Source organism: Sphingobacterium tenebrionis (assembly GCF_037126265.1).
Lineage (GTDB): Bacteria > Bacteroidota > Bacteroidia > Sphingobacteriales > Sphingobacteriaceae > Sphingobacterium > Sphingobacterium tenebrionis.
The window spans coordinates 61,418-83,391 of sequence record NZ_JAYLLN010000006.1 but is presented as its reverse complement, the minus strand read 5'-3'; the positions used below and the strand labels follow the sequence as shown (position 1 = coordinate 83,391).

Sequence of the window (21,974 nt, the reverse complement as noted above, 5' to 3'; positions counted from 1 at the left end):
TATATGAAAAATGATGTTAAATAATTTAGCCTATTAAATAAATAGCTTATTCTATAAAAATTGATTAGATCTTTGATCCTGATTCTTTAAAGATTGATTAGTCGTTGATCTCGAAACCTTGAGCCTTTAAATGCTTCCAGAATTCTGGGTAGGATTTTTCCACCACCATCGGTTCTTCGATGATCACCTCCGGAAATACCATGGCTAATGGTGCAAATGCCATCGCCATTCTATGGTCTTCATAGGTGCCAAAGGTTACTGTTTCGGGTGTAAATACAGCAGACGTTTTCAGGTGATAATCTTGTTGATCTTCCTCCAGCTGAGCGCCAAATTTGGCAATCTCTGTCTGTAAAGCCAAGATACGGTCTGTTTCTTTGATTTTTAAAGTTTCCAGGCCTGTAAAAGTAACATCCTTTTTCAAAGCAGCAGCAACTACAACAACAGTTTGCGCCAAATCGGGACATTCCTTAAAATCAAAATATGTCTTTTCAGAATCAAGCGTGGTTTTCCTTAAATGCAGGCCATCCTGCTCAAAACTAGACGACACACCGAAATGGCTCATGATCTCTACGATCGCCATATCACCTTGAAGGCTGTGTTCTTTTAGTCCAGGAAGGATGATATGCCCATTTTCGGATAAGGCGACGATAGCATACCAATAGGAGGCAGCGCTCCAATCAGGCTCTACATAGATGGTGGTTTCTTGGTAATCCTGCTTGGCGATATGGATCTGGTTTTCTGTAAACGAATAGTCTATCCCACATTCCTTCAACATTTCCAAGGTCATAGTTACATAAGGTCTTGAGGTCAGCTCCCCTTGGATATCTATTGTTAAACCTTTTTTGAGATTAGCAGCAATCAATAATAAGGATGAGATATATTGGCTGCTAACATTGCCTTGGATACTGATCTTTTCTTTTCCTTGGATCATTCCCCCTTCAATTTTTAAGGGCGGAAAGCCGCTCTTTTTTTGATAATGGATGTCAGCGCCCAAATCTTTCAAGGCATCAACCAAGATTCCGATCGGACGAAGTTGCATACGTTCAGTTCCAGTTAAGATAAAGTTTCCTTTTATCAGGTTCAGGTAGGAGGTAAGAAACCTCATCGCTGTACCAGCAGGGCCAATATCGATCAACGTTTCGTTGGAAGAAGATGCATTGGAAGCCAAGGTCAGAGCAGCATTCAAAGTTACTGTGTCAGCAGCTTCTGAAAGGTTTTCAACCTTCACCAAGCCCTTGCTCAATGCTTGGATAATAAGAGCACGGTTGCTCTCTGACTTTGAGCCAGTAAGTTGAACCGTGCCTTTTATATTTTTGGATGGGTGTTTTACAACAATGCTTTCCGCAGTCATTAGGCCTCCGTCACAGTTTTTGTGTTCATCACCTCATTTTGCTTACGGATAGATTCGTTGTGCAATAACTCTAGGTATTTCACGGTGAATTCCTCGCTCAGGTTCAATGCTTTTGCCAATTGAACACGTTTCTGAACAATCTCATCCCAACGGTTCACCTGAAGGATCGTTACGTTGTTATCTCTTTTAACTTCACCGATCTTCTCTGCAATCTTCATACGGTCGCCGATCTGTTTGATCAAAAGGTCATCGATCTTATCGATCTGCTTACGTAATTCAGCCAACTTATCCTCGAAAATAGGGTTGTTGGATTCTGGTTTACGAACAGAAAGATTGTCCAATAGTTCAGCTAAGCCTGCTGGCGTAACCTGTTGTTTGGCATCAGTCCAAGCTACCGAAGGATCGATATGTGATTCAATGATCAATCCTTGCATATCCATGTCCATCGCTTTTTGGGTCACGTAAGGAATCAGCTCACGGTTACCACAGATATGGCTAGGGTCGTTGATGATCGGAAGATCAGGAGCAATCGTTTTTAATTGGATGGCAAGATCCCACATCGGTTCATTACGGAAAGCTGTTTTCTCGTAAGAAGAGAATCCACGGTGGATCGCAGCCAATTTTTTGATACCCGCTCTGTTCACACGCTCAAGCGCACCGATCCATAGAGACAAATCAGGGTTTACCGGGTTTTTAACCAATACAGGAACATCTACACCTTGAAGCGCATCAGCGATTTCCTGAACAGTGAATGGGTTTGCCGTCGAACGGGCACCGATCCAAAGTACATCTACGCCAGCTGCCAAGGCTTCTTCCACGTGTTTTGCTGTAGCAACTTCAGTAGCCGTTAACAATCCGGTTTCTTCTTTAGCACGTTTCAACCATTCCAAACCGATGCTTCCGATACCTTCGAATTCTCCTGGACGCGTACGTGGTTTCCAGATTCCGGCACGTAATACATTCACTTTTCCAGTGTTGGCCAACAAATGTGCAGTGGATACCAATTGCTCTTCTGTCTCTGCACTACATGGTCCCGCGATGATTAATGGTTTATCCCCTGTGTCTAACCAAGATTTTAAAGGAAGGATGTCTAATGAATGTTTCATTGTATGTTGTCTTTAATTTTTACGTATTTAATTAGATTTAGATTTTTTCGTTTTTCACATATTCACCCATGATACTGAAGTTCACGGTATGTTTTAGGACCTTGCGGATGGCAGCATCATAATCCGACTGCTTTTTCCATTCCACATCCACATAAAAGTCGTATTCGTTCCTACGTCCAACCACTGGCATGGATTGGATCTTACTCAAGTTTACATTCTGCTCTGCAAAACATTGCAACACAGAGGCCAAGGCGCCAATCGCATGAGAAGTCTGGAAAGAAATAGATGCTTTGTTTGCATTTTTCTGTTCCTCCAAGTCGTTGGATAGAATCAAGAAACGGGTGGAGTTTTTCTTATTGGTTTCGATCCTTTTTTCCAGGATCTGTAAACCGTATAGTTTTGCAGCAGCTTCAGAAGCAATCGCTGCGGTGTTTGTCAACTTATCATCCAATATTTTTTTAGCACATGCAGCGGTATCCATTCCCTCTTTTATCGTCCATTCAGGATGCTCGGAAAGGAATTCATCACATTGGCGGATAGCGATAGGGTGGGACTCTACATAATGTATATCAGAAAGCTTAACCCCTGGAAGCGCCAATAAATGTTGCTGAATGTTCAGATGGACCTCACCAATAATATGGAATCGGTAATCCCTCAGGAGGTTGTAGTTTGGCAGGATGCTACCTGCAATCGAGTTTTCAATCGCCATTACCACGTAGTCTGCTTTTCCTTGTTTCAACATTTCGCAAGTCTGTTTGAAAGAGGTACATTCCAATGTTTCGATCTCCGTACCGAAATACTTGTATGCTGCTTCTTCGTGAAAGGATGCTTTAACTCCTTGGATGGCTATTCTTGTTTTCTCGCTCATTTTAAATTTTACTGTGTTGTTTATTGTTGAATGCTTTGCTGGATGCCAAAAAAAAGGTCCCAAACTTTACATTTGGGACCTCATATATCGCTTCCGATACCATATACTAGTCCCTGCTCTTATCATAAAAATAAAAGAACCAAAAGTTTGTATATGTGTATTGTTTGTGCATTCCCGTTTAATTTGAGTCAAATATAGAGCTAATCTCCATATCTGCAAAATATTTTTTCAAAAAAATTGATTTTTAGTCAAAAAATATGGATAAAAAACATGAATAAAATAGTATGAAAACAGTTAAAAATATCAATAAAAAATGATTAAAAATTCATTGAAAACATTGTAATTTATATATTTATAAATTGTTAAAATAATCATAATCCTCTATTTTATAATATTTTATGAAATATTTAAGTTTTAATATAACAAAAAAATATCTTTAAAAATTACTGTAAAAAACATTAAAAAAAACACCAAAAAATCATACTAAAAAAGAATAAAAATACTTGTTTAAAATAATTAAAATCATCAGCTTAATTACCATGATTTAATGTCATATTTCCATATATAAATGTTCGAAACCCTCAATTTCCAACCCCAACCCCCAACTGATAAATAAATAATTAGGATAAGCTTATATTTGCGGAGTCAAAATACATTATCCGTATGATCTATGTACTTTTAAGTGTACTCTGTTCCGTTACAGTAGCCGTTATCATCAAATTGGCGAAACAAAAAGGCGTCAATTACTTGCAGCTTCTGGTCTGGAACTATCCGATGGCACTCTTATTAACCTATTTGGTTTTAAAACCGGCAATCATCCCTTGGCAAAAAGAACTGCCTTGGCATTTATACCTTCCATTAGGCTTTTTATTACCCGCCATCTTCATTTGCATTGCTATGTCCATTCGCTATGGCGGAATTGTAAAAACAGAGGTCGCCCAACGTTTATCCCTTTTCATCCCCTTAATAGCCGCATTTTTATGGATGGGTGAGGAGGTCGTACCAACCAAATTGATCGGGATTTCAGTCGGTATTTTGGCCATTATCTTCTCCATCGGATGGAACAAAAAAGATAGCAGCCTAACAAGTAACACACAAAACAACTCCACAGATAACACCTGGATATTCCCTTTATCCGTCTTTTTCGGAATGGGGATCATCGATATCCTTTTCAAGCAAGTCGCCCAATCAGCAGAAATCACCTATATGTCCTCCCTTTGGATCGTATTTGTCCTGGCCTTGGGCTTTGCCATACTCTTTCTAACCTACCTGCTCCTTATTAAGAAACAAGCCTTGGATCTAAAATCCATAGCCTATGGATTAATACTCGGGATGTTCAACTTTGGCAATATCGTATTCTATATGAAGGCACATCGCGCCTTGCCAGACAACCCATCCATCGTATTTACGGGCATGAATATCGGGGTAATCTCCGTAGGCGCTTTGGTTGGTGTCCTTCTTTTCCGCGAGAAACTTAGCAATTCCAATAAAATTGGGGTATTTTTGGCTTTAATTTCCGTTTTATTAATTGCATTTCTGTGAGTTTATTTGAAGATACCTATCGGACCATTGAATCGCCCTCGGAAGGGATTTTCCGCGACAAGGGCTCCAAGTTCATTGCCTATGCCTATCCCTTCAGGGATGAATCCAGCCTGAAGGATATCATTGCCGATCTGAAAAGCCAGCACCCCAAAGCCAGGCATCATTGCTATGCCTATCGATTAACCCCCGACCGCAATGTCTTTCGCATCAACGACGATGGCGAACCTTCCGGTACAGCCGGAAGACCAATCCTGAACGTCCTGCTTTCCCAGGACATCACCAATGTGCTCGTGGTTGTTGTACGCTATTTTGGCGGAACCCTATTGGGTGTACCCGGTTTGATCAATGCCTACAAAACCGCTACCCAGGAAGCACTCCAGGTAGCAAACATTATAGAACTCACCGTAAATGATGTCTACGAGATCCAATTTGATTATGTACAGATGAATGATGTCATGCGGATCATGAAAGATGCAGATTTACAGTTATTAAACCAAGAATTTGATTTGAATTGCAAATTGCAGTTTGAAATTCGTAAATTACATGTGAACGAAGTCCTGGGGAAACTTGAAAAAGTAGCGGACTTAAAAATCACTTACTTACGAACGATATGATTAACGATTCTGAATTAATTCTTAATGCAGATGGCAGTATCTACCATCTTAACCTAAAACCAGAAGACATTGCCGATACCATCATCTTTGTAGGAGATCCCGACAGGGTGCCCGAAGTATCCAAATATTTTGATGATATCGAAATCCGAAAGGGAAAAAGGGAATTCATTACCCATACCGGTCATGTGAATGGTAAGCGATTGACTGTTATCTCCACCGGCATAGGAACAGATAATATCGATATCGTTTTGAATGAATTGGATGCCCTATTGAACTTTGATTTTGAAACCAGGAACCTGAAATCGGAGATTAAATCGCTCGACATTATCCGGATCGGAACATCCGGCTCCATACAAGGAAATATTGCCATGGGTACCATCTTGGCCAGCGAATATGCCATTGGTTTTGATACCCTCATGCAGTATTATCAAAAGCCGTATAACAGCAAGGAATTAGAAATCCAAGAGGCTGTCATCGAAAAATTCCATGACCTTACTTTTAAACCTTATGTAGCGCATGCCTCCGAAAGGCTCTTGAAGAAATTTGCGCATGATATTCCAAAGGGAGTAACCATGACCGCGCCGGGATTTTATGGGCCACAAGGAAGAAACCTACGTTCGCAAAATACCTATCCCCATCTCATCAAGCAGGCCAATACCTTCAAGGTCAATGGCTATCAAATTACCAATCTGGAGATGGAAACAGCGGGAATATATGCACTCAGCAATATGTTAGGACATCATGCGATCTCCATTAACGCCATCCTAGCCAGTCGGGTAAATGAAACCTTCGCCAGCAATCCCAAGGAGATTGTGGACAAGGCTATCCGAATGGTACTCGATAGGTTATAGCCCTTTTCTCGACGAGTCAAATCGAAGTAGAATAAACAATAAGATGGTGAATGACCATAGGGAAGAACCTCCATAGCTGATGAATGGTAATGGGATTCCGATTACAGGTACCAAACCTATGGTCATTCCTAGATTGATAAAGAAGTGGAAAAATAGGATAGAAGCCACCCCATAAGCATATATTCTAGCAAAGGCAGTCCTTTGCCTTTCAGCAATGTTTACTATGCGTAATAGTAGCGCCACATAGATCGAAATCAAGATAACCGAGCCCACAAAACCCCATTCTTCACCCACAGTACAAAAGATGAAATCGGTACTTTGCTCCGGTACAAAATTGTATTTCGTTTGGGTTCCTTGCAGATAGCCCTTTCCGAATAGTTGACCCGATCCAATTGCAATTTTCGATTGGTTTAGGTTATAGCCTTCCCCACGTAAATCCTCAATCTTTCCTAAAATAACATCAATACGGTTTCTTTGATGGGGTTTCAAGATCTGATTATAGGCAAAATCTACACTGAGGATATAGATGGATGAAAAGGCAAAAAATAACGCTATATTGATTATATTCTTTCGCTTTTTACGCATCATAAAAGCAAAGAATCCACATATGAGGGCAATTATACCAATGAGAATCCATTGGTTGATCAATAAAGCCAGAACAAACAGCAGAATGGCCAATCCCCCGATAATCAAAACCGATGAACCGATATAACCCTCCCTATAAAAAACAAAGATCAAGGAAAAGAAAACCAAGGCTGAGCCGGTATCTTTCTGTAGCATAACCAAAGCGATCGGAAGAAATACAATTGCCGCACCAATCATCAAGGTTTTCATGTTGGGCGTTTTATTGGTTTGATTGCTGAGGTAATAGGCCAACAATAAACAGGTCGCCAACTTTCCGAATTCAGAAGGTTGTAACCTGAAGCTTCCCAATGGTATCCATGATTGATTTCCACCAACACTTCGTCCAACTACCAAGGTCGCTATGAGGAGCAATATCACCAGGATATAGATAATAGGAGCCGAAGAGATAAAGAACCGGGAATCAATAATTAAAATACAGATTCCGATGATCAGGGCAGTAAAAATATAGATTGATTGTTTTCCGTAATTCGTTGCCAAATTGAACAACCCCGGATTTTCTGCATCATAAACTGCCGCATGGATGTTGAACCATCCGATCAAGCATAGGGTCATCCATAGACCAATGGTAATCCAGTCAATCCGCCCAAAGAAACTCTTATTCTGTAAATTATTCATCTTACCTTCTTACCTGACTATGGTGTACTAAAATTGCCGATTCCTTCTTCTTTGGTTCAATGGCCGTGGTTCTTAATTTTATGCTGTCCTTTTTATTCTTCGTACTATCTTTTTTCAGTTTGGGATCTTCTTTTTCTACCTTAACTTTTGGTTTCGGTAGGAGGTTTCCATTGTAGATCCTGTCCTGAATATATTTCGGTAAGGTAATGGTATCCTTCAGGTATTTCTCCACCAGCATACTGGCAATAGGCGCCGCCCAGGTACCACCATATCCCGCATTCTCCACGAATACGGCAATAGCAATCTTAGGGTTCTCCCGAGGGGCAAAGGCAAAGAATACCGCATGGTTCTCCCCATGAGGGTTCTGAACCGTACCGGTCTTTCCGCACATTTCAATGCCTGCGATCCGAGATGCAGCACCTGTACCACCTTGATTGACCGCCTGGCTCATTCCCTCGATAACCGGTTCGTAGTATTTGGCATCCACACCTGCGAAGATCTTCTCCGTAAATTCTTCCTTCACGATCTGTTTTTCTCCGATGCCTTTGATCAGGTGCGGGCGATAGTAAAATCCACGGTTAGCCACAATGGCCATCACGTTCGCCATCTGAAGCGGGGTAATACCCAAGGCATCCTGCCCGATGGATAGGGAAATGTTATACCCAGATTTCCACTTGTCGCTTCCATAGCGTTTGCTATAAAAATTGGAAGTAGGAACCAAACCAGTTTTTTCTCCCGGCAGGTCGATCCCCAATTTACCGCCAAGACCAAATTTCAAAAGACCATCACGCCAAAGGTCATAAGCTTTATAGCTGGCCATTCCTCGACCATCGATCATCTTGGCATATACATAACCATAGTACGTATTACAGGACATCTTGATGGATTTCACCAAGCCTGTTGCTCCATCCACGTGGGTACAGCGCATAATCGCACGTCCACCACCATAACGGTAGCCTCCAGGACAATAAAATACCGTCTGTTCATTGATCACGCCCGCCTGTTGCGCTGTAAGGGCTGCCACGACCTTGAAGACAGATCCTGGGGGATAGGATGCTTGTATCGGCCGGATAAACATCGGATTGTTCGGATCCTCCAATAATTTCATGTAATTGTTTCCGCGTTCCCTGCCGACCATCAAATTAGGGTTATAACCCGGACTACTGACGAAGGTCAGGATTTCCCCAGTGGAAGGTTCGATAGCGACTACCGAGCCCAGTTTGTTCTTCATCATCTTCTCGGCCAAAACCTGGAGTTCCTTTTCCAAGGAAGAAACCAAGCCTTCTCCAGAAACAGCCGTAGTATCGTATTTACCGTCCATGAAAACCCCTTGTGGCCTGTTAAGGGCATCCACCATCCTGTTCTTTACACCACGTTTCCCACGTAACAAATCTTCATATGCACGTTCAACGCCCGATGCCCCAATATAATCTCCCGAACGATAGAAACCATTGGATTTTTTAATGTCATTTTCGTTTACCTCTTGGATATAACCCAAAAACTGCGGGGCTATGCTGTCTGGATAGTGCCTTACCGTTCTTTTCTGAACATAAAATCCTCGAAATTTATAGCGTTGTTCTTCAAAAGGAGCAAAAATCTGTATTGGTACCTGCTTCATAAAGGCAGATTGGCGATATGGCGACTCCGCTCTAGCTTTTTTCATGCGTTTATTGAAATCCGCTGTATCGATCTGCAAAAGTTCACAGAATAGGAGGGTGTCAATATCCTTAACCTCTCTTGGGGTCACCATAAGATCAAATACCATTTCGTTCTCCACCAACATCTTTCCGTTCCTATCCAAGATTACCCCGCGTGCAGGATAGATAATCTCCTTCCGCATCACATTATTGTTCGCAGAAAGCAAATACCGATCATCGATGATCTGTATATAGAACAATCTTATTACAATAACCAATGCGATGGCTATAAAAATCCCCTGAATAACGAACTTACGATTGAAGAAACTATTGTTCATGAAATGAACCCTTTACTATGTTAATTGCCTAATAATCTTGATTTCCGCCTATAAACCAGCAAGCTGATCAGCATGATTAACAAGATAGTGAAAATACTGCTCAGTAGAATGCTCAACAGCGTACTTAAGTAATTAGAAAAACTAAAATACTCCACATGGAAGAGTACGATATGATGTACCACGGTACCTATTGCGATGTATGATAAGAACCATTTGGATCCCATGTTGCCCAAGGCAGGCGTTTCAAAGGAATTCTGTGCATCCACGTCCAGGGTGATCTTATGGAAAAAGATCCTGAACCAGGCCAAAGCAACACATGCTGCCGCATGAACTCCGATGGAATCGTAAAAAGCATCTACTGTTAATCCAGTGGCGAAGGCCAACAAGAATAGTATAAAATTAGGAATATTGATTGGTAATAAAAAGATAATCAAGATATAAGGAAAGGGGGTTGCCAGGTTATAGTAACCCACATTCTTGAACAAGACCACCTGCAGAGCAATCAAGGCCACAAACCGAAACAGATTAAATAATACCACACTACCCATTGTTATCCTCCGTTTGAGTTTCTAACAAATTTTTCTCGTTCTCCAAAAGGTCCTTCACTACATAGACATGGTTCAGGTTACTGAAATTGGTGCGCAGCCTGATCTTCACATCCAAGAAACTCTCACCCGATACAATCCCTGTTTCTTCCACCGTGCCAATCTCGATCCCTTTCGGGAACAAAGAAAATCCGGAGGTATAGATCTTCATGCCTTTTTGCACTTTCACATGGTTCGGAATATCCCTAACCAACGCAAATCTAGGATCCACATTGTTTCCCCAAGCCAGCGAACCGAACACATTGGTGGTGTCCAAGGTCACGGAAACCCGGGTATCTGGATGCAATAAGGATTGAATCGTGCTGAAATGAGGAGAAACATTCAATACTACCCCAACAACTCCATTGGACGTGATAACGCCCAAGCCTTTTTCCACGCCTTCGGACGATCCCTTATTGATGGTGATGAAATTGCTCTTTTGATGTATACTGTTGTTCACCACCTCGGCGATGGTAAACCGATAACGGTTTTCTTCGATGGAATCAGCGATCTGGACAGAGTCCAAGGTATCGGCAAGAATGAATTTCTGCAATTGCTGTCTTAATTCAGCGTTCTCCTGTGCCAGGTTTTTGTTCGTCTCTTCCAATGCCAAATAGCTTTTCCAAGAGTTCAATTTGTCGTAGAAAGAACCTACGACCACATTAGAGGAATTGACGAATGCAGAACGTTGGTAGCGGTTGTTTTGGACAACCAATAAAAGAGATACGGTAAAGAACAACACAAACCAAAAAAAGGCATTGTATCTTACCAAGAAAAGCCAAAGGTTTTTCATTCTAAATCTCTTTTAATAGGTACGCGATATAACGTGCTGAGAGACATTATATCGCGTACGGAATAAGTATTGTTCATTAATTACTGCATCAAGAACTTGAAACGTCCAATGTTCTTTAATGCGATCCCTGTTCCGCGTACAACCGCACGTAGTGGGTCTTCAGCAACGTGAACAGGTAATTTTGTTTTTGCTTGGATACGTTTGTCCAATCCTCTCAATAAAGCACCACCTCCAGTTAGGTAGATACCTGTTTGGTAAATATCAGCTGATAATTCCGGAGGAGTGATCTCTAAGGCTTTAAGGATAGCTTCTTCGATCTTAGAGATGGATTTATCCAAACAATGTGCAATCTCGGTATAGGATACGGTAATCTGCTTAGGAATACCGGTCATCAAATCACGTCCTTGAACAGCAAAATCTTCTGGTGGATCGGTCAGCTCCGGAAGAGCAGCCCCCACTTCGATCTTGATCTTCTCTGCCGTACGGTCTCCGATCATGATGTTATGTTGACGACGGATGTACTGAACGATGTCCGAGTCAAAATTATCTCCCGCTACACGAATGGATTGGTCGCAGACGATACCCGATAAGGCGATAACCGCAATCTCGGTCGTACCACCACCGATATCGATGATCATGTTCCCTACAGGCTCTTCTACATCAATCCCGATACCCACAGCAGCTGCCATAGGTTCATGGATCAAGTAGACCTCTTTTGCTCCTGCAATCTCTGCAGAGTCGCGTACGGCACGTTTTTCCACCTCGGTGATACCAGAAGGAATACAAACTACCATACGTAAAGATGGGAAGAACCAGGATTTTCCTTTATTGATCAGTTTGACCATGCCTCTGATCAGGTGTTCTGCAGCTGTGAAATCCGCAATTACCCCATCGCGCAATGGTCTTACTGTTTTAATATTATCGTGTGTCTTACCCTCCATCTGCATGGCCTGCCGACCGATGGCAATTACCTTATTTGTCGTGCGGTCAAATGCTACGATAGATGGCTCGTCAACTACTACTTTGTCATTGTGAATGATCAGGGTGTTAGCTGTACCCAAGTCTATTGCAACTTCTTGCGTAAACCAATTAAAAAGCCCCATTTATTTGTGAAAGTATATTGTAAAATTTAAATGCAAACCTAATGAAAAAAAATGGTTTTTATATAAAGCCGCTTCCATAAAAATGTTCATTTTACGAAGAACTTTTTTATTTTTTCGATATCTGGTATTGCTAACGAAATCCACTGTCAATTATTGTGTGGTCACCCCGATATAATAATTGAAGGTATCCGCTTTTATGGTCTCCGTGGTCTGCCCTTCAAAACGGTGCGTAGACCATTTCGTAGTCGGTTTTATCAATACCTTTTTACCATCTTTATCGAAGATGTGGACCGGCATATGGAAGTTGTCGACCTCTGAATTCCAGCGGATTATAAAGGATCCCGGGCGACCAGCATTTCTGATCTCCAGCGTAGGGATGCTTTTTCGTTGCACATACTGTTCAAAGACCTTGCTCAGGTCTATGCCACTGTGTTCGGTCATGTATTTCAAAATGTCGTTGTAATCCACGGTCTGGTGGTAGAAGGTCTTGTTCATACCCCTCAAAATCGCTCGCCATTTCTCGTCATCATCGATCATCGTGCGGATCATATTGTGTAACACACCGCCTTTGTTGTACATGTCGCCAGATCCTTCCTTATTCACATGGTATGGACCTTGAATAGGTGTTTGATTGGTAATCCCTCTTCGGTTACCATTGACGTATGCCTGGCTGGCTTCTTTGCCATAGTAATAATCGATGAACAGGGCCTCCGAATAATTGGTGAAGCTTTCATGGATCCACATATCGGCCAGATCCTTTGCGGTGATGTTATTGCCGAACCATTCATGACCGGATTCATGCACCACGATGAAATCCCATTTCAATCCCCAACCTGTGCCTGATCCGTCGCCACCCAGGTAGCCATTCTTATATTTGTTACCATAGGCGATCGCACTTTGATGTTCCATACCCAAATGGGCGGTCTCTACCAGTTTATAGCCATCTTCATAAAATGGGTAGGGCCCGAACCAGTGTTCAAAGGCTTTCAGGGTTTCTTTGGCGTTCTTCTTCAGAAAATCGATCTTGTTCGCATTCTCTTTCAGCACATAATAATCCAGGTCCAGTTTCCCTTTTTCACCAGCATATACTTCCTTGAAATGGGCATAGTCACCAATGTTCAATGCCACATTGTAATTATTGATCGGGTTATCCACTTTCCAATGGTACTTGGTGTAATTTCCTTTCAGTTTTTCGGTTTTAACAAGCCTTCCGTTGGAAACATTCATGACGCCATTAGGTACTGCAACAGAGATCATCATGCCGTTTACCTCATCCGATTGATGATCTTTGTTTGGCCACCATACACTCGCGCCAAGCCCCTGAACAGCGGTCGCGACCCAAGGTTTGCCCTTGCTGTCTTTCTTCCAGTCAAACCCACCATCCCAAGGCGCTCTGGTGGCTTGTATCGGGTTCCCGGAATAGAAAACGGTAAACGAATCTTCCGTTCCTTTTTCCAGGTAGTTTGGGAAAGTGACAAATACCGCATTGTATTCCCTCGTAAAAGGCAGTTCCTTTCCTTTATAAACGACTTTGTCTACAGAGAGGTTATCGAACAGGTCGAACTGAAGTTTATTGAATCGATCTACTACCTTGAACTGGAATTCATTGCTGCCGCTGATGAATTTATTGTCTATATCCACCTTGATGTCCAAGTGGTAGTATTGGATATCATAGCAGGTTCTCAAAGGTGTCAATTCCCCTCGTAGGGAATCTGCCTTGGTATAGATTTCTTTGGCCTTCATCAATTGGGCATGTCCGGTCTGTGTGCCAGCCATCAGCATCAATCCCAATAAAAAAGATTTTCCGTTTAACTTCATGATCGATATGAGGATATTATTTTGGTTATTTCTTGTTGTTGGTAAAATAAGAAGATATTTCTGATAAACTAAATGCGTTCAAACATTTTTCTTTGGTCAGGCCGCCTTTACGTGCCACATAAACGCCAAATTCCATGTCCAGATGTCCTTCTTTTCGGTGCGCATCGGGATTGATGGAAAGGAGGACGCCTTTTTCCAAGGCATATTGCTGCCAGCGCCAATCAAGATCCAAGCGTAATGGATTGGCATTGATCTCAATGACCACCTGATTTGAGGCACAGGCATCGATGACTTTTTTATAGTCGATGGGGTATCCGGCGCGAGATAATAATAACCTTCCTGTCGGATGTCCAAGTATCGTGGTATAAGGGTTTTCAATAGCTTTGATTAACCTATTAGTTGCTTTTTCTTCCTCCATTTTCAGGTTGCCGTGAATCGATGCTACCACAAAATCGAATTTGGATAGGATCTCGGCTGGATAATCCAAAGAGCCATCGCCCAAAATATCCGACTCGATCCCTTTGAATATTTTGAAAGGAGCAAGCTCTTGGTTCAATTGGTCGATCTCTCGCCATTGTTCTTCCACGCGTTCAATAGAAAGCCCATTGGCATAGACTGCTGTTCGGGAATGGTCGCAAATACCCAGGTATTCCAGCCCCAGCTCGTTTTTGCAATAGTTGGCCATATCTGCCAAGCTATGCACACCATCGGAATAGGTGGAGTGGTTATGGAGACTTCCTTTCAGATCTTGATAGGTAATGAGGGTAGGTAGGCTATTGGTTTTCGCCAATTCGATTTCCTGATTGCCTTCGCGTAGTTCGGGTTCTATATAAGCTAATCCCAAGGATTGGTAGATTTCCTCTTCTGTTGGCAAGGATTTTAGCTCGCCAAGGTTTTCCAATTGCTGGATATGTAGGGGAGAACCGGTGGTTAAGAGAAGGTTCTTGGCGAAATCGGAAGCAGGAGTAGGGATGACCTCAAAGGCAAACCCATTCTCTTCCCGGAAGCTGATCCTGCCGCTTTCCTGGTTTATATCCATTTCAAATTCCAGCGATTTAACCAGTTGAAGGGCTTCTTCAGATGTTCCTTCGCACAGGATTTGTACCTGCTGTAAAACTTCCATCTTTCGACGGTAATCTCCTGTAAACGAGAGTTTATTGCTTGTTTTTTCTTGAAGGTTTTTGATTAGGTTTTCCGCAAAGGGCATTACCCTTGCATAGAGGAACCAACCTTGGTTGGCGATGGAAAACTCAATGGATTTCTTGATGTCTTCTTGGGTTTTTAAGCCGAACCCCTTGGCTTCGACCAAGCGGTTTTCATTACAGGCATAATACAGCTCGCCCACGGATTCGATCTCTAAATCCTTCCAGATGATCTGGATTTTCTTTGGACCGAGTCCCTTGATCTTTAACATTTCGATGATGCCCTCCGGGGTTTTCTCGATCAGTTTTTCTATTTCAGGGAACGTGCCGGTGGTTAAAACTTGTAGGATTTTCTCAGCGGTACTTTTCCCGATATTGGGTTGCTCGCTCAGTTCTTCCAGGTTGGAAGTGCTGGCCGCAAAAGGTAATTTATCTATTCGGAAGGAGGCGTTCGCCATAGCTTTGGTACGAAAGGAATTCTCATTGTGAAGCTCCATGAGTTGTCCACATAATTTGAAGACTTTAGCTATGTCTTTATTTGTCATGATTGTTTTTGTTTAATGAGGATGGTAAATATGCGAAGATAATCTATCTTTTAATAATATACTTCATTAAGAAAAGGCTAATGGTGAAAAAATATGTCATTGGGTTCGGCCTCCTCGCAATGACGGAGGCTCTCCCAATGACGGAGGCTCTCCAAATAACTAGAAAACTAACAAAAACAAAAAAATCCTGAGGTGGGGAACCTCAGGATTTTACCAAACCAATTATTAACCTAAATTATGAAATTTTTACTCTTTTGCTTTTCTTTAATACATAAACGCAAAGCATATGCCTATCGTATATCTCCCCCTCCATATTAACAAATTTTAACAAAACTTCCTTCGCACTGAAAGCATGTTCTAAGTGCCATGTAAGTGAGGTGTAAGTGCTAAAAGATACTTAAACCCTACTTACATCCCACTGACAATATACGTACATACCGAACCAAAAAGAGGCCGCATCTAACTCGAAAGTTTTGATACGGCCTCTTTAACCTTTATCTAGTTTGTTTTAATACGCTTTATTTTCAGCTTTTACTTTTGGTTCTGGCTTTGGTCTTTCGTACTTATGAATAATCAACCTGATACCCGAGTTCTTCGTTAAAAATTTGATGGTCCAGTTCACAAAAGTCACCACCCTGTTCCTAAATCCAAAGATAGATACCAAATGCACGAACATCCAGGTCATCCAGGCCAAAAAGCCTTTCATATGCAGGCTTCCCATATCCACAACCGCACGATTTCTTCCTACCGTAGCCATGGATCCCTTATCAAAATACTTAAAACCCTTACTTTCCTGTTTATTGAGCGCATTCATGATATGCTCTGCCACATATTTACCCTGTTGTTGCGCCACAGGAGCAACCCCTGGCAATCCACGAGGATTCTCCTCCGTGATCATAGCAGAAACATCGCCAATCGCATACACATCTTCCAACCCTTCAACTCGGCATTGCTCATCAATACGGATACGGTTTCCACGTTCAATGATTTCCGGACTTAAGCCTTCTGGCATCTGTCCCATAACTCCCGCTCCCCAGATCACCGTCTTAGTAGGAATCTGTTCGCCGGAAGATAAGGTGACCGTATTGCCATCATAGCCTGTAACTACCGTATTCAAGGTCACTTTCACACCCAATTCATTCAAATAACGCTCCGCATCACGGGATGATTTTTCCGAAAGGGCGCCCAAAATCTTTCCTGTACCTTCTACCAGATAGACCTTCATCTCATAGGTAGAAAGTTCTGGGTAATCCTTTTTCAGCATATGCTGTTGGTATTCTGCAATCGCACCAGAAAGTTCAACCCCCGTTGGTCCGCCACCCACAACCACAAAATTCAAATAACGCTCTCTATCGGAGGTATTCTTCCGAAGGACAGCCTCTTCCAGATTCTGGATCATGTAGGAACGGATATTCAAGGCTTCCACAATACTCTTCATCGGAAGGGAGTATTTTTCCACTTCCTTGTTGCCAAAGAAATTGCTGGTAGCTCCTGTTGCGATCACCAGGTAATCGTAATCGTAGTCGCCTACCGATGTATGCACTATTTTTTCAGCGGTATTGATCTGTTGGACCTCTGCCAATCGAAAACGAAAGTTCTGTTGGTTCTTGAACATTTTCCGAAGTGGAAAAGAGATGGAATCCGATGCTAGGGTTCCGGTTGCCACTTGGTACATCAAAGGTTGAAAAGTATGGTAATTGTTTCTGTCGATCAATAATACTTCAACTTCCTTGTTCTTCAGTCGGCGGGCAACTTCCACCCCTCCGAAGCCAGCACCTATAACGACAACTCTTGGAAAGTTTCTCTCAGAACGATTTAGCAACATCATATGTTTCTTTAAAAGAATTTTAAAATAAGGTACAAATATCTGACATTTTATTGCATTATCTATTAAATAATTGCATTAATTTTAGATTATGCCCCCTTTTCTTAATTAAACAATCTCCTATCTTATTTGTTCTCAAGGACTTAATTCCAACTAACTAAGTGTAAAAAGTACACTTATAATTTTTATTGCAAACTGCCCCTGATCTTAATATGCAGACCTTCATTTTCCGGATGCAATCGAATCTGGCATGCCAATCGGCTTTGCGAATCCGCATCAGGAAGGGTGTCGAGCATGTCCAGTTCCTGATCTTCAGGTTCTGAAAGGTTTTCTGCGCCGGCCAATACTTCTACATGGCAGGTGGCGCAGAGTGCCATTCCTCCACAGGTCGCTAGGATATCGTATTCTGAAGCCTTCAGGATTTCCATCAGGCTCAGGTTGACGTCGGTAGGTACTTGCACCTCTTGGGTGCTGCCATCGCGGTCTTCTACTTTTATGGTGATGATATCTTCCATGTTCTAAAATGCGTTTACTCCATTTACGGTGGTGTATTTAAAACTCAACTTCTGATCCGGATACACATATCTGAAGGCGCTTTGTGCCATCAAGGCAGCTTCATGGTACCCACAAAGAATCAGTTTCAATTTTCCGGGATAGGTATTGATATCGCCTATCGCAAAGATGCGTTCAATATTGGTGGAATAATCGAAGGTGTTTACTTCGATCGCGTTCTTGTCGATCTGCAATCCCCAATCTGCAATAGGTCCCAGTTTCGGGCTAAGGCCATACAGTGGGATAAAATGATCGGTATCCAACTGGATGGCCTCCTTGTTCTTATTGATCAAGGAAATGCTTTCCATATGGCCATTTCCGTTCAGACTTTGCAGGTTATGGGAGAGTAGCAGGTTGATCTTTCCTTCCTGCGCCAAGTGGTATACTTTTTCCGCAGAATCTGGAGCCCCTCTAAAACTATCGCTCCGGTGTACCAAGGTGACTTCTTTGGCTACATCACTCAGGAAAATAGTCCAGTCCAAGGCCGAATCACCCCCTCCAGCGATCACAATACGTTGGTCACGGAATCTTTCCGGATCCCTAACCATGTAGTGTACCTGTTTTCCTTCATAGTTTTCCAGGTTCAGGATCTCCGGCTTACGGGGCTCAAAACAACCCAATCCACCAGCGATCACCACTACCTGACAGTGGATCTGTGTTCCTTCAGATCCCAGCACGATATAGCTTCCATCATCTTGTTTCTGAAGCGCATCAACGCGTTCCCCCAAACTGAAGGTAGGATGGAAGGGCTCGATCTGTTTCAACTGATTGTCGATCAGCTCCTGTGCGGTAATGCTCGGATATCCAGGGATATCGTAAATGGGTTTATGGGGGTAGATCTCGGAAAGTTGTCCGCCGATCTGAGGCAAGGCATCGATTAGATGGCAACGCATCTTTAATAATCCAGCTTCAAAGACAGCGAATAGACCAACGGGTCCAGCTCCGATAATGCATATATCTGTTGTTATCATAGCTATGTTGTTTCTAGATTTGAATAGATCTTGTTTAATATTCTGGTAAAATGTTGGAAGTCCTCGTCTGTTAGGTTCTCCCAGGCTTTCATACGGAATTCCTTCACGAGCGGAGCAAGTTTTTCGACTTGTTGATTGCCCGTTGAGGTCAATTGAATATGCAGGCTACGACGATCGTTGGGGTTTTCCACCCGCATGACCAATCCTTTTTTCAACAAGAGATCAATGATCCTGGTCATGGTCGGCTGATCCTTACCACATTCATCTGCAATCTCTTTATGGGTAAGGTCCTTCGCTTCGTAAAGCGTTTTGATGACCGTCCATTGATCTACCGTTAGATCAATGCCATGGCTGGAAAAGGAGGTCTGGGCATACTGTTTTACCCGCCTGGCTGTCCGATCCAGGATGAATGAATATTGATTGAATTTTTCCTTTAGCATAACAATTATTAGTATGACAAGTAAATGTACGGAATGTTTAAATAGGATTGTTATTTTTAGTTGGATATTAATGGGATTTTTGGAAATTTCAACGATGGAATGACAAATCAACCCCCTAAAGATTTTTAAGGGGTTGAGGGGTTATTTTTAATAAAAAACCCGCCAATTTATTTGGCGGGTTATATTTTCTATAATTAAATTAAAAACTTAATAGATCCACTTAAAGTTATACTCTTTTTCTGGAATCTTGATTCGATCTGCTAATCGTAACAAACGATCAGGTAATTTCATGAGGTAATCCCTTGCTTTTTCGCCTTTTTCGTTCAAACCGCCTACTTGATCAATCTTCCATTCCGCGATAAGTTCTTTAAGGATATCCACGTAATCCACCGCAGTATAAACTCCTAAGCGTTGTGCCGCATCGGAGAAATGCGCAAAGGCATCTCCTTGTGGCTCTCCTGATTCACGTAGAAAATGCGCTGGCATCACGATCTTCTTTTTCATCATGTCTTCAAAAGCCAACATCACCTCGCTAGGATCAACCACCAGGGCATGGGAAATAAAGGACATATAGGCCTTGGCATGTCTTGCCTCATCTGCTGCAATAACACCACACATTTTAGCTAATAATTTATCTCCTGATTTTTTGGATAAACCTGCAACCCTTCTATGGGAAACATTTGTTGCCAATTCCTGAAAGGAAGTATAGATAAAGTTGCGGTAAGGATCGGCCCCTGTACCGATATCAAAACCATCCTTGATCAGGTACTGTAAGGAGATTTCGAATTGACGCATGTCAATACGACCGGAAAGGTAAAGGTATTTGTTCAATAGATCACCGTGGCGATTCTCTTCCGCTGTCCAAGCACGAACCCATCTCATCCAGCCGCCTTGCTCGTTCTTGTCTACGTCCTCAACCATAGTCAACCAAGATTCATAGGTCGGAAGCGCCTCTTCAGTCACCGTATCGCCGATTAAGACTGCGACAAGGTCGTAAGGAAGTTCTTTCGCACTTTCCTGCAGATCGCGTACTTCCTCAAAAAAAGTATCACGTGAAGAGTCTGGAAGAAAGTCGGCAGGTTGCCACATGTCTTCCACAGGTTTCAGGTAATCCGCCATTTCATTCAACATGAATGGTTCCAGATACGTCATCACCTCTTTCCTAGAGCCTTCTGGTATGTTCAAAGGTTGTTCTTGCATAATTAAACAAAGGTAATTAAACTTAATTTAATATATATCTAAATTTTGTTAATTGGATTTTGTTTTAAAGATGTTCAAATATTTTATTACGTTCATTTAACGGAATGTCTGCTCGATTGTTTTTAATATATATTAACTTTGTAGAACTTTTATCAAAACTGGAAAAATTGAACAATTTAGATATACAGGCGATACGCGCAGACTTTCCGATATTGAAACGTGAGGTGAATGGAAAGCCTTTGGTATACCTCGATAATGGAGCAACCACTCAAAAACCCCAAGCTGTAATCGATGCCATCATGGCTTATTATACCGATATGAACAGTAATGTGCACCGTGGTGTGCACTATCTGAGCCAAATATCAACTGATGCCTTTGAGGTTACACGTCGTAAGGTTCAGGAGTTCATACATGCGGAGCATGATTATGAGGTCATCATTACCAAAGGAACTACGGATAGTATCAACCTGGTAGCGACCTGTTATGGGCAAGAATTTGTGCATGAAGGGGATGAGATCATTATTTCGGCGATGGAGCATCATTCGAACATTGTGCCTTGGCAGATGTTGTGTGAGACTAAGAAAGCGGTTTTGAAGGTTATCCCGATGAACGAGGCTGGTGAATTGGATATGGACGCTTATGCTGCTATGTTGAATGATAAAACTAAATTGGTTTCTGTAAACTATGTCTCCAATGCCTTAGGAACGATAAATCCGATCAGGGAAATTATCCGTTTGGCTCATGCTAAAAATGTACCGGTTCTGTTGGATGCTGCACAAGCTGTACAGCATCTGAAAATTGATGTTCAGGAATTGGATGTGGACTTCTTGGTCTTTTCTGGACATAAAATGTACGGACCGACCGGAGTAGGGGTGTTGTATGGTAAAGAAAAATGGTTGAACGCCATGCCGCCTTACCAAGGTGGTGGTGATATGATCAAGGACGTTAGTTTTGAGAAGACCACCTATAATGAATTGCCTTTTAAATTTGAGGCTGGAACGCCAAATATCGAAGCTGGAATTACCTTGAATGCAGCGATCGATTATATCAATTCCCTCGGATTGGACAATATCAAAGCATATGAAGATGATTTGTTGGCCTATGCAACGGAGCGTCTGCAGGAAGTGGAAGGGATTCGCTTTATCGGAACTGCCAAAGAGAAATCCTCGGTGATCTCCTTCGTGGTAGATGGCACCCATCCATATGATATTGGGGTGATCTTAGATAAATTGGGAATTGCTGTTCGGACAGGGCATCACTGTGCTCAACCGGTCATGGAGCAATATGGAATTCCTGGAACAGTTAGGGCAAGTTTGGCGGTGTATAATACAAAAGAAGAGATAGATGCATTGGTTGCTGGCGTGAAACGCGCAGTTGCCATGTTGGTTTAAGCCTTTTCAGGTGATAAACCTTAAGGTGATAGGCCGAAATTAA

Annotated in this window: 19 protein-coding genes; 4 read left to right on the top strand and 15 right to left on the bottom strand. The window is 42.2% G+C overall.

What is annotated here, in order from left to right:
- Nucleotides 1–97: 97 nt before the first annotated feature.
- Genes aroA through VJ786_RS04480 form a run of 3 tightly spaced genes read right to left on the bottom strand, consistent with a single transcriptional unit; the run spans nt 98 to nt 3,325 of the window.
- Nucleotides 98–1,351 carry a 3-phosphoshikimate 1-carboxyvinyltransferase gene (aroA, locus tag VJ786_RS04490; RefSeq protein ID WP_134776962.1) on the bottom strand — a complete coding sequence of 418 codons (1,254 nt, stop codon included), beginning with the start codon at nt 1,349–1,351 and terminating at the stop codon, nt 98–100.
- Nucleotides 1,351–2,457 carry a chorismate mutase gene (locus VJ786_RS04485; RefSeq protein WP_099365305.1) on the bottom strand — a complete coding sequence of 369 codons (1,107 nt, stop codon included), beginning with the start codon at nt 2,455–2,457 and terminating at the stop codon, nt 1,351–1,353. Before VJ786_RS04485 ends, aroA begins: the two co-directional genes overlap by 1 nt.
- Nucleotides 2,458–2,494: 37 nt before the next feature.
- Complete coding sequence (locus VJ786_RS04480) at nt 2,495–3,325, bottom strand: prephenate dehydratase (protein WP_099365306.1); 831 nt, start codon at nt 3,323–3,325, stop codon at nt 2,495–2,497.
- A gap of 663 nt (nt 3,326–3,988) precedes the next feature.
- On the opposite strand from VJ786_RS04480, the gene VJ786_RS04475 reads away from it, so the two are divergent.
- Genes VJ786_RS04475 through VJ786_RS04465 form a run of 3 tightly spaced genes read left to right on the top strand, consistent with a single transcriptional unit; the run spans nt 3,989 to nt 6,332 of the window.
- Nucleotides 3,989–4,867, top strand: coding sequence for an EamA family transporter (locus VJ786_RS04475; RefSeq protein ID WP_134776961.1), 879 nt, complete (start codon nt 3,989–3,991; stop codon nt 4,865–4,867).
- Nucleotides 4,864–5,481: an IMPACT family protein gene (locus tag VJ786_RS04470; RefSeq protein WP_134776960.1), complete on the top strand. Its 618-nt coding sequence runs from the start codon at nt 4,864–4,866 to the stop codon at nt 5,479–5,481. The genes VJ786_RS04475 and VJ786_RS04470 overlap by 4 nt, the downstream gene beginning before the upstream one ends.
- Nucleotides 5,478–6,332: a nucleoside phosphorylase gene (locus VJ786_RS04465; protein WP_134776959.1), complete on the top strand. Its 855-nt coding sequence runs from the start codon at nt 5,478–5,480 to the stop codon at nt 6,330–6,332. The genes VJ786_RS04470 and VJ786_RS04465 overlap by 4 nt, the downstream gene beginning before the upstream one ends.
- Here the strand turns inward: VJ786_RS04465 and rodA are convergent.
- The 12 genes from rodA to VJ786_RS04405 form a co-directional block, all read right to left on the bottom strand.
- Nucleotides 6,327–7,592, bottom strand: a complete 1,266-nt coding sequence (rodA, locus tag VJ786_RS04460; RefSeq protein ID WP_099365311.1) for a rod shape-determining protein RodA — start codon at nt 7,590–7,592, stop codon at nt 6,327–6,329. The two genes, VJ786_RS04465 and rodA, sit on opposite strands and share 6 nt — an antisense overlap.
- Before the next feature lies 1 nt (nt 7,593).
- Entirely contained in the window at nt 7,594–9,567 is a 1,974-nt protein-coding gene (gene mrdA, locus VJ786_RS04455) for a penicillin-binding protein 2 (RefSeq protein ID WP_336557349.1), read from the bottom strand.
- Nucleotides 9,568–9,587: 20 nt separating this feature from the next.
- A complete protein-coding gene (mreD, locus tag VJ786_RS04450; protein WP_099365313.1) occupies nt 9,588–10,115 on the bottom strand; it encodes a rod shape-determining protein MreD in 528 nt (175 codons plus the stop codon).
- Nucleotides 10,108–10,944, bottom strand: coding sequence for a rod shape-determining protein MreC (mreC, locus tag VJ786_RS04445; RefSeq protein ID WP_099365314.1), 837 nt, complete (start codon nt 10,942–10,944; stop codon nt 10,108–10,110). The genes mreD and mreC overlap by 8 nt, the downstream gene beginning before the upstream one ends.
- An 80-nt stretch (nt 10,945–11,024) precedes the next feature.
- A complete protein-coding gene (locus VJ786_RS04440) occupies nt 11,025–12,047 on the bottom strand; it encodes a rod shape-determining protein (RefSeq protein ID WP_093098220.1) in 1,023 nt (340 codons plus the stop codon).
- Nucleotides 12,048–12,197: 150 nt separating this feature from the next.
- Complete coding sequence (locus VJ786_RS04435; RefSeq protein ID WP_134776958.1) at nt 12,198–13,865, bottom strand: M1 family metallopeptidase; 1,668 nt, start codon at nt 13,863–13,865, stop codon at nt 12,198–12,200.
- A gap of 25 nt (nt 13,866–13,890) precedes the next feature.
- Complete coding sequence (locus VJ786_RS04430) at nt 13,891–15,552, bottom strand: DNA polymerase/3'-5' exonuclease PolX (protein WP_134776957.1); 1,662 nt, start codon at nt 15,550–15,552, stop codon at nt 13,891–13,893.
- 508 nt (nt 15,553–16,060) lie between these two features.
- Nucleotides 16,061–17,377 carry an NAD(P)/FAD-dependent oxidoreductase gene (locus tag VJ786_RS04425; protein WP_134778410.1) on the bottom strand — a complete coding sequence of 439 codons (1,317 nt, stop codon included), beginning with the start codon at nt 17,375–17,377 and terminating at the stop codon, nt 16,061–16,063.
- A gap of 185 nt (nt 17,378–17,562) precedes the next feature.
- Nucleotides 17,563–17,892: a 2Fe-2S iron-sulfur cluster-binding protein gene (locus tag VJ786_RS04420; RefSeq protein WP_099365318.1), complete on the bottom strand. Its 330-nt coding sequence runs from the start codon at nt 17,890–17,892 to the stop codon at nt 17,563–17,565.
- Between the two features lie 3 nt (nt 17,893–17,895).
- Entirely contained in the window at nt 17,896–18,900 is a 1,005-nt protein-coding gene (locus VJ786_RS04415; RefSeq protein ID WP_134776956.1) for an NAD(P)/FAD-dependent oxidoreductase, read from the bottom strand.
- A gap of 2 nt (nt 18,901–18,902) precedes the next feature.
- Nucleotides 18,903–19,340 carry a MarR family winged helix-turn-helix transcriptional regulator gene (locus tag VJ786_RS04410; protein ID WP_134776955.1) on the bottom strand — a complete coding sequence of 146 codons (438 nt, stop codon included), beginning with the start codon at nt 19,338–19,340 and terminating at the stop codon, nt 18,903–18,905.
- Between the two features lie 207 nt (nt 19,341–19,547).
- A complete protein-coding gene (locus VJ786_RS04405) occupies nt 19,548–20,540 on the bottom strand; it encodes an acyl-ACP desaturase (protein ID WP_134776954.1) in 993 nt (330 codons plus the stop codon).
- Nucleotides 20,541–20,707: 167 nt separating this feature from the next.
- On the opposite strand from VJ786_RS04405, the gene VJ786_RS04400 reads away from it, so the two are divergent.
- Nucleotides 20,708–21,931 carry an aminotransferase class V-fold PLP-dependent enzyme gene (locus tag VJ786_RS04400; protein WP_245153308.1) on the top strand — a complete coding sequence of 408 codons (1,224 nt, stop codon included), beginning with the start codon at nt 20,708–20,710 and terminating at the stop codon, nt 21,929–21,931.
- Nucleotides 21,932–21,974: the final 43 nt, after the last annotated feature.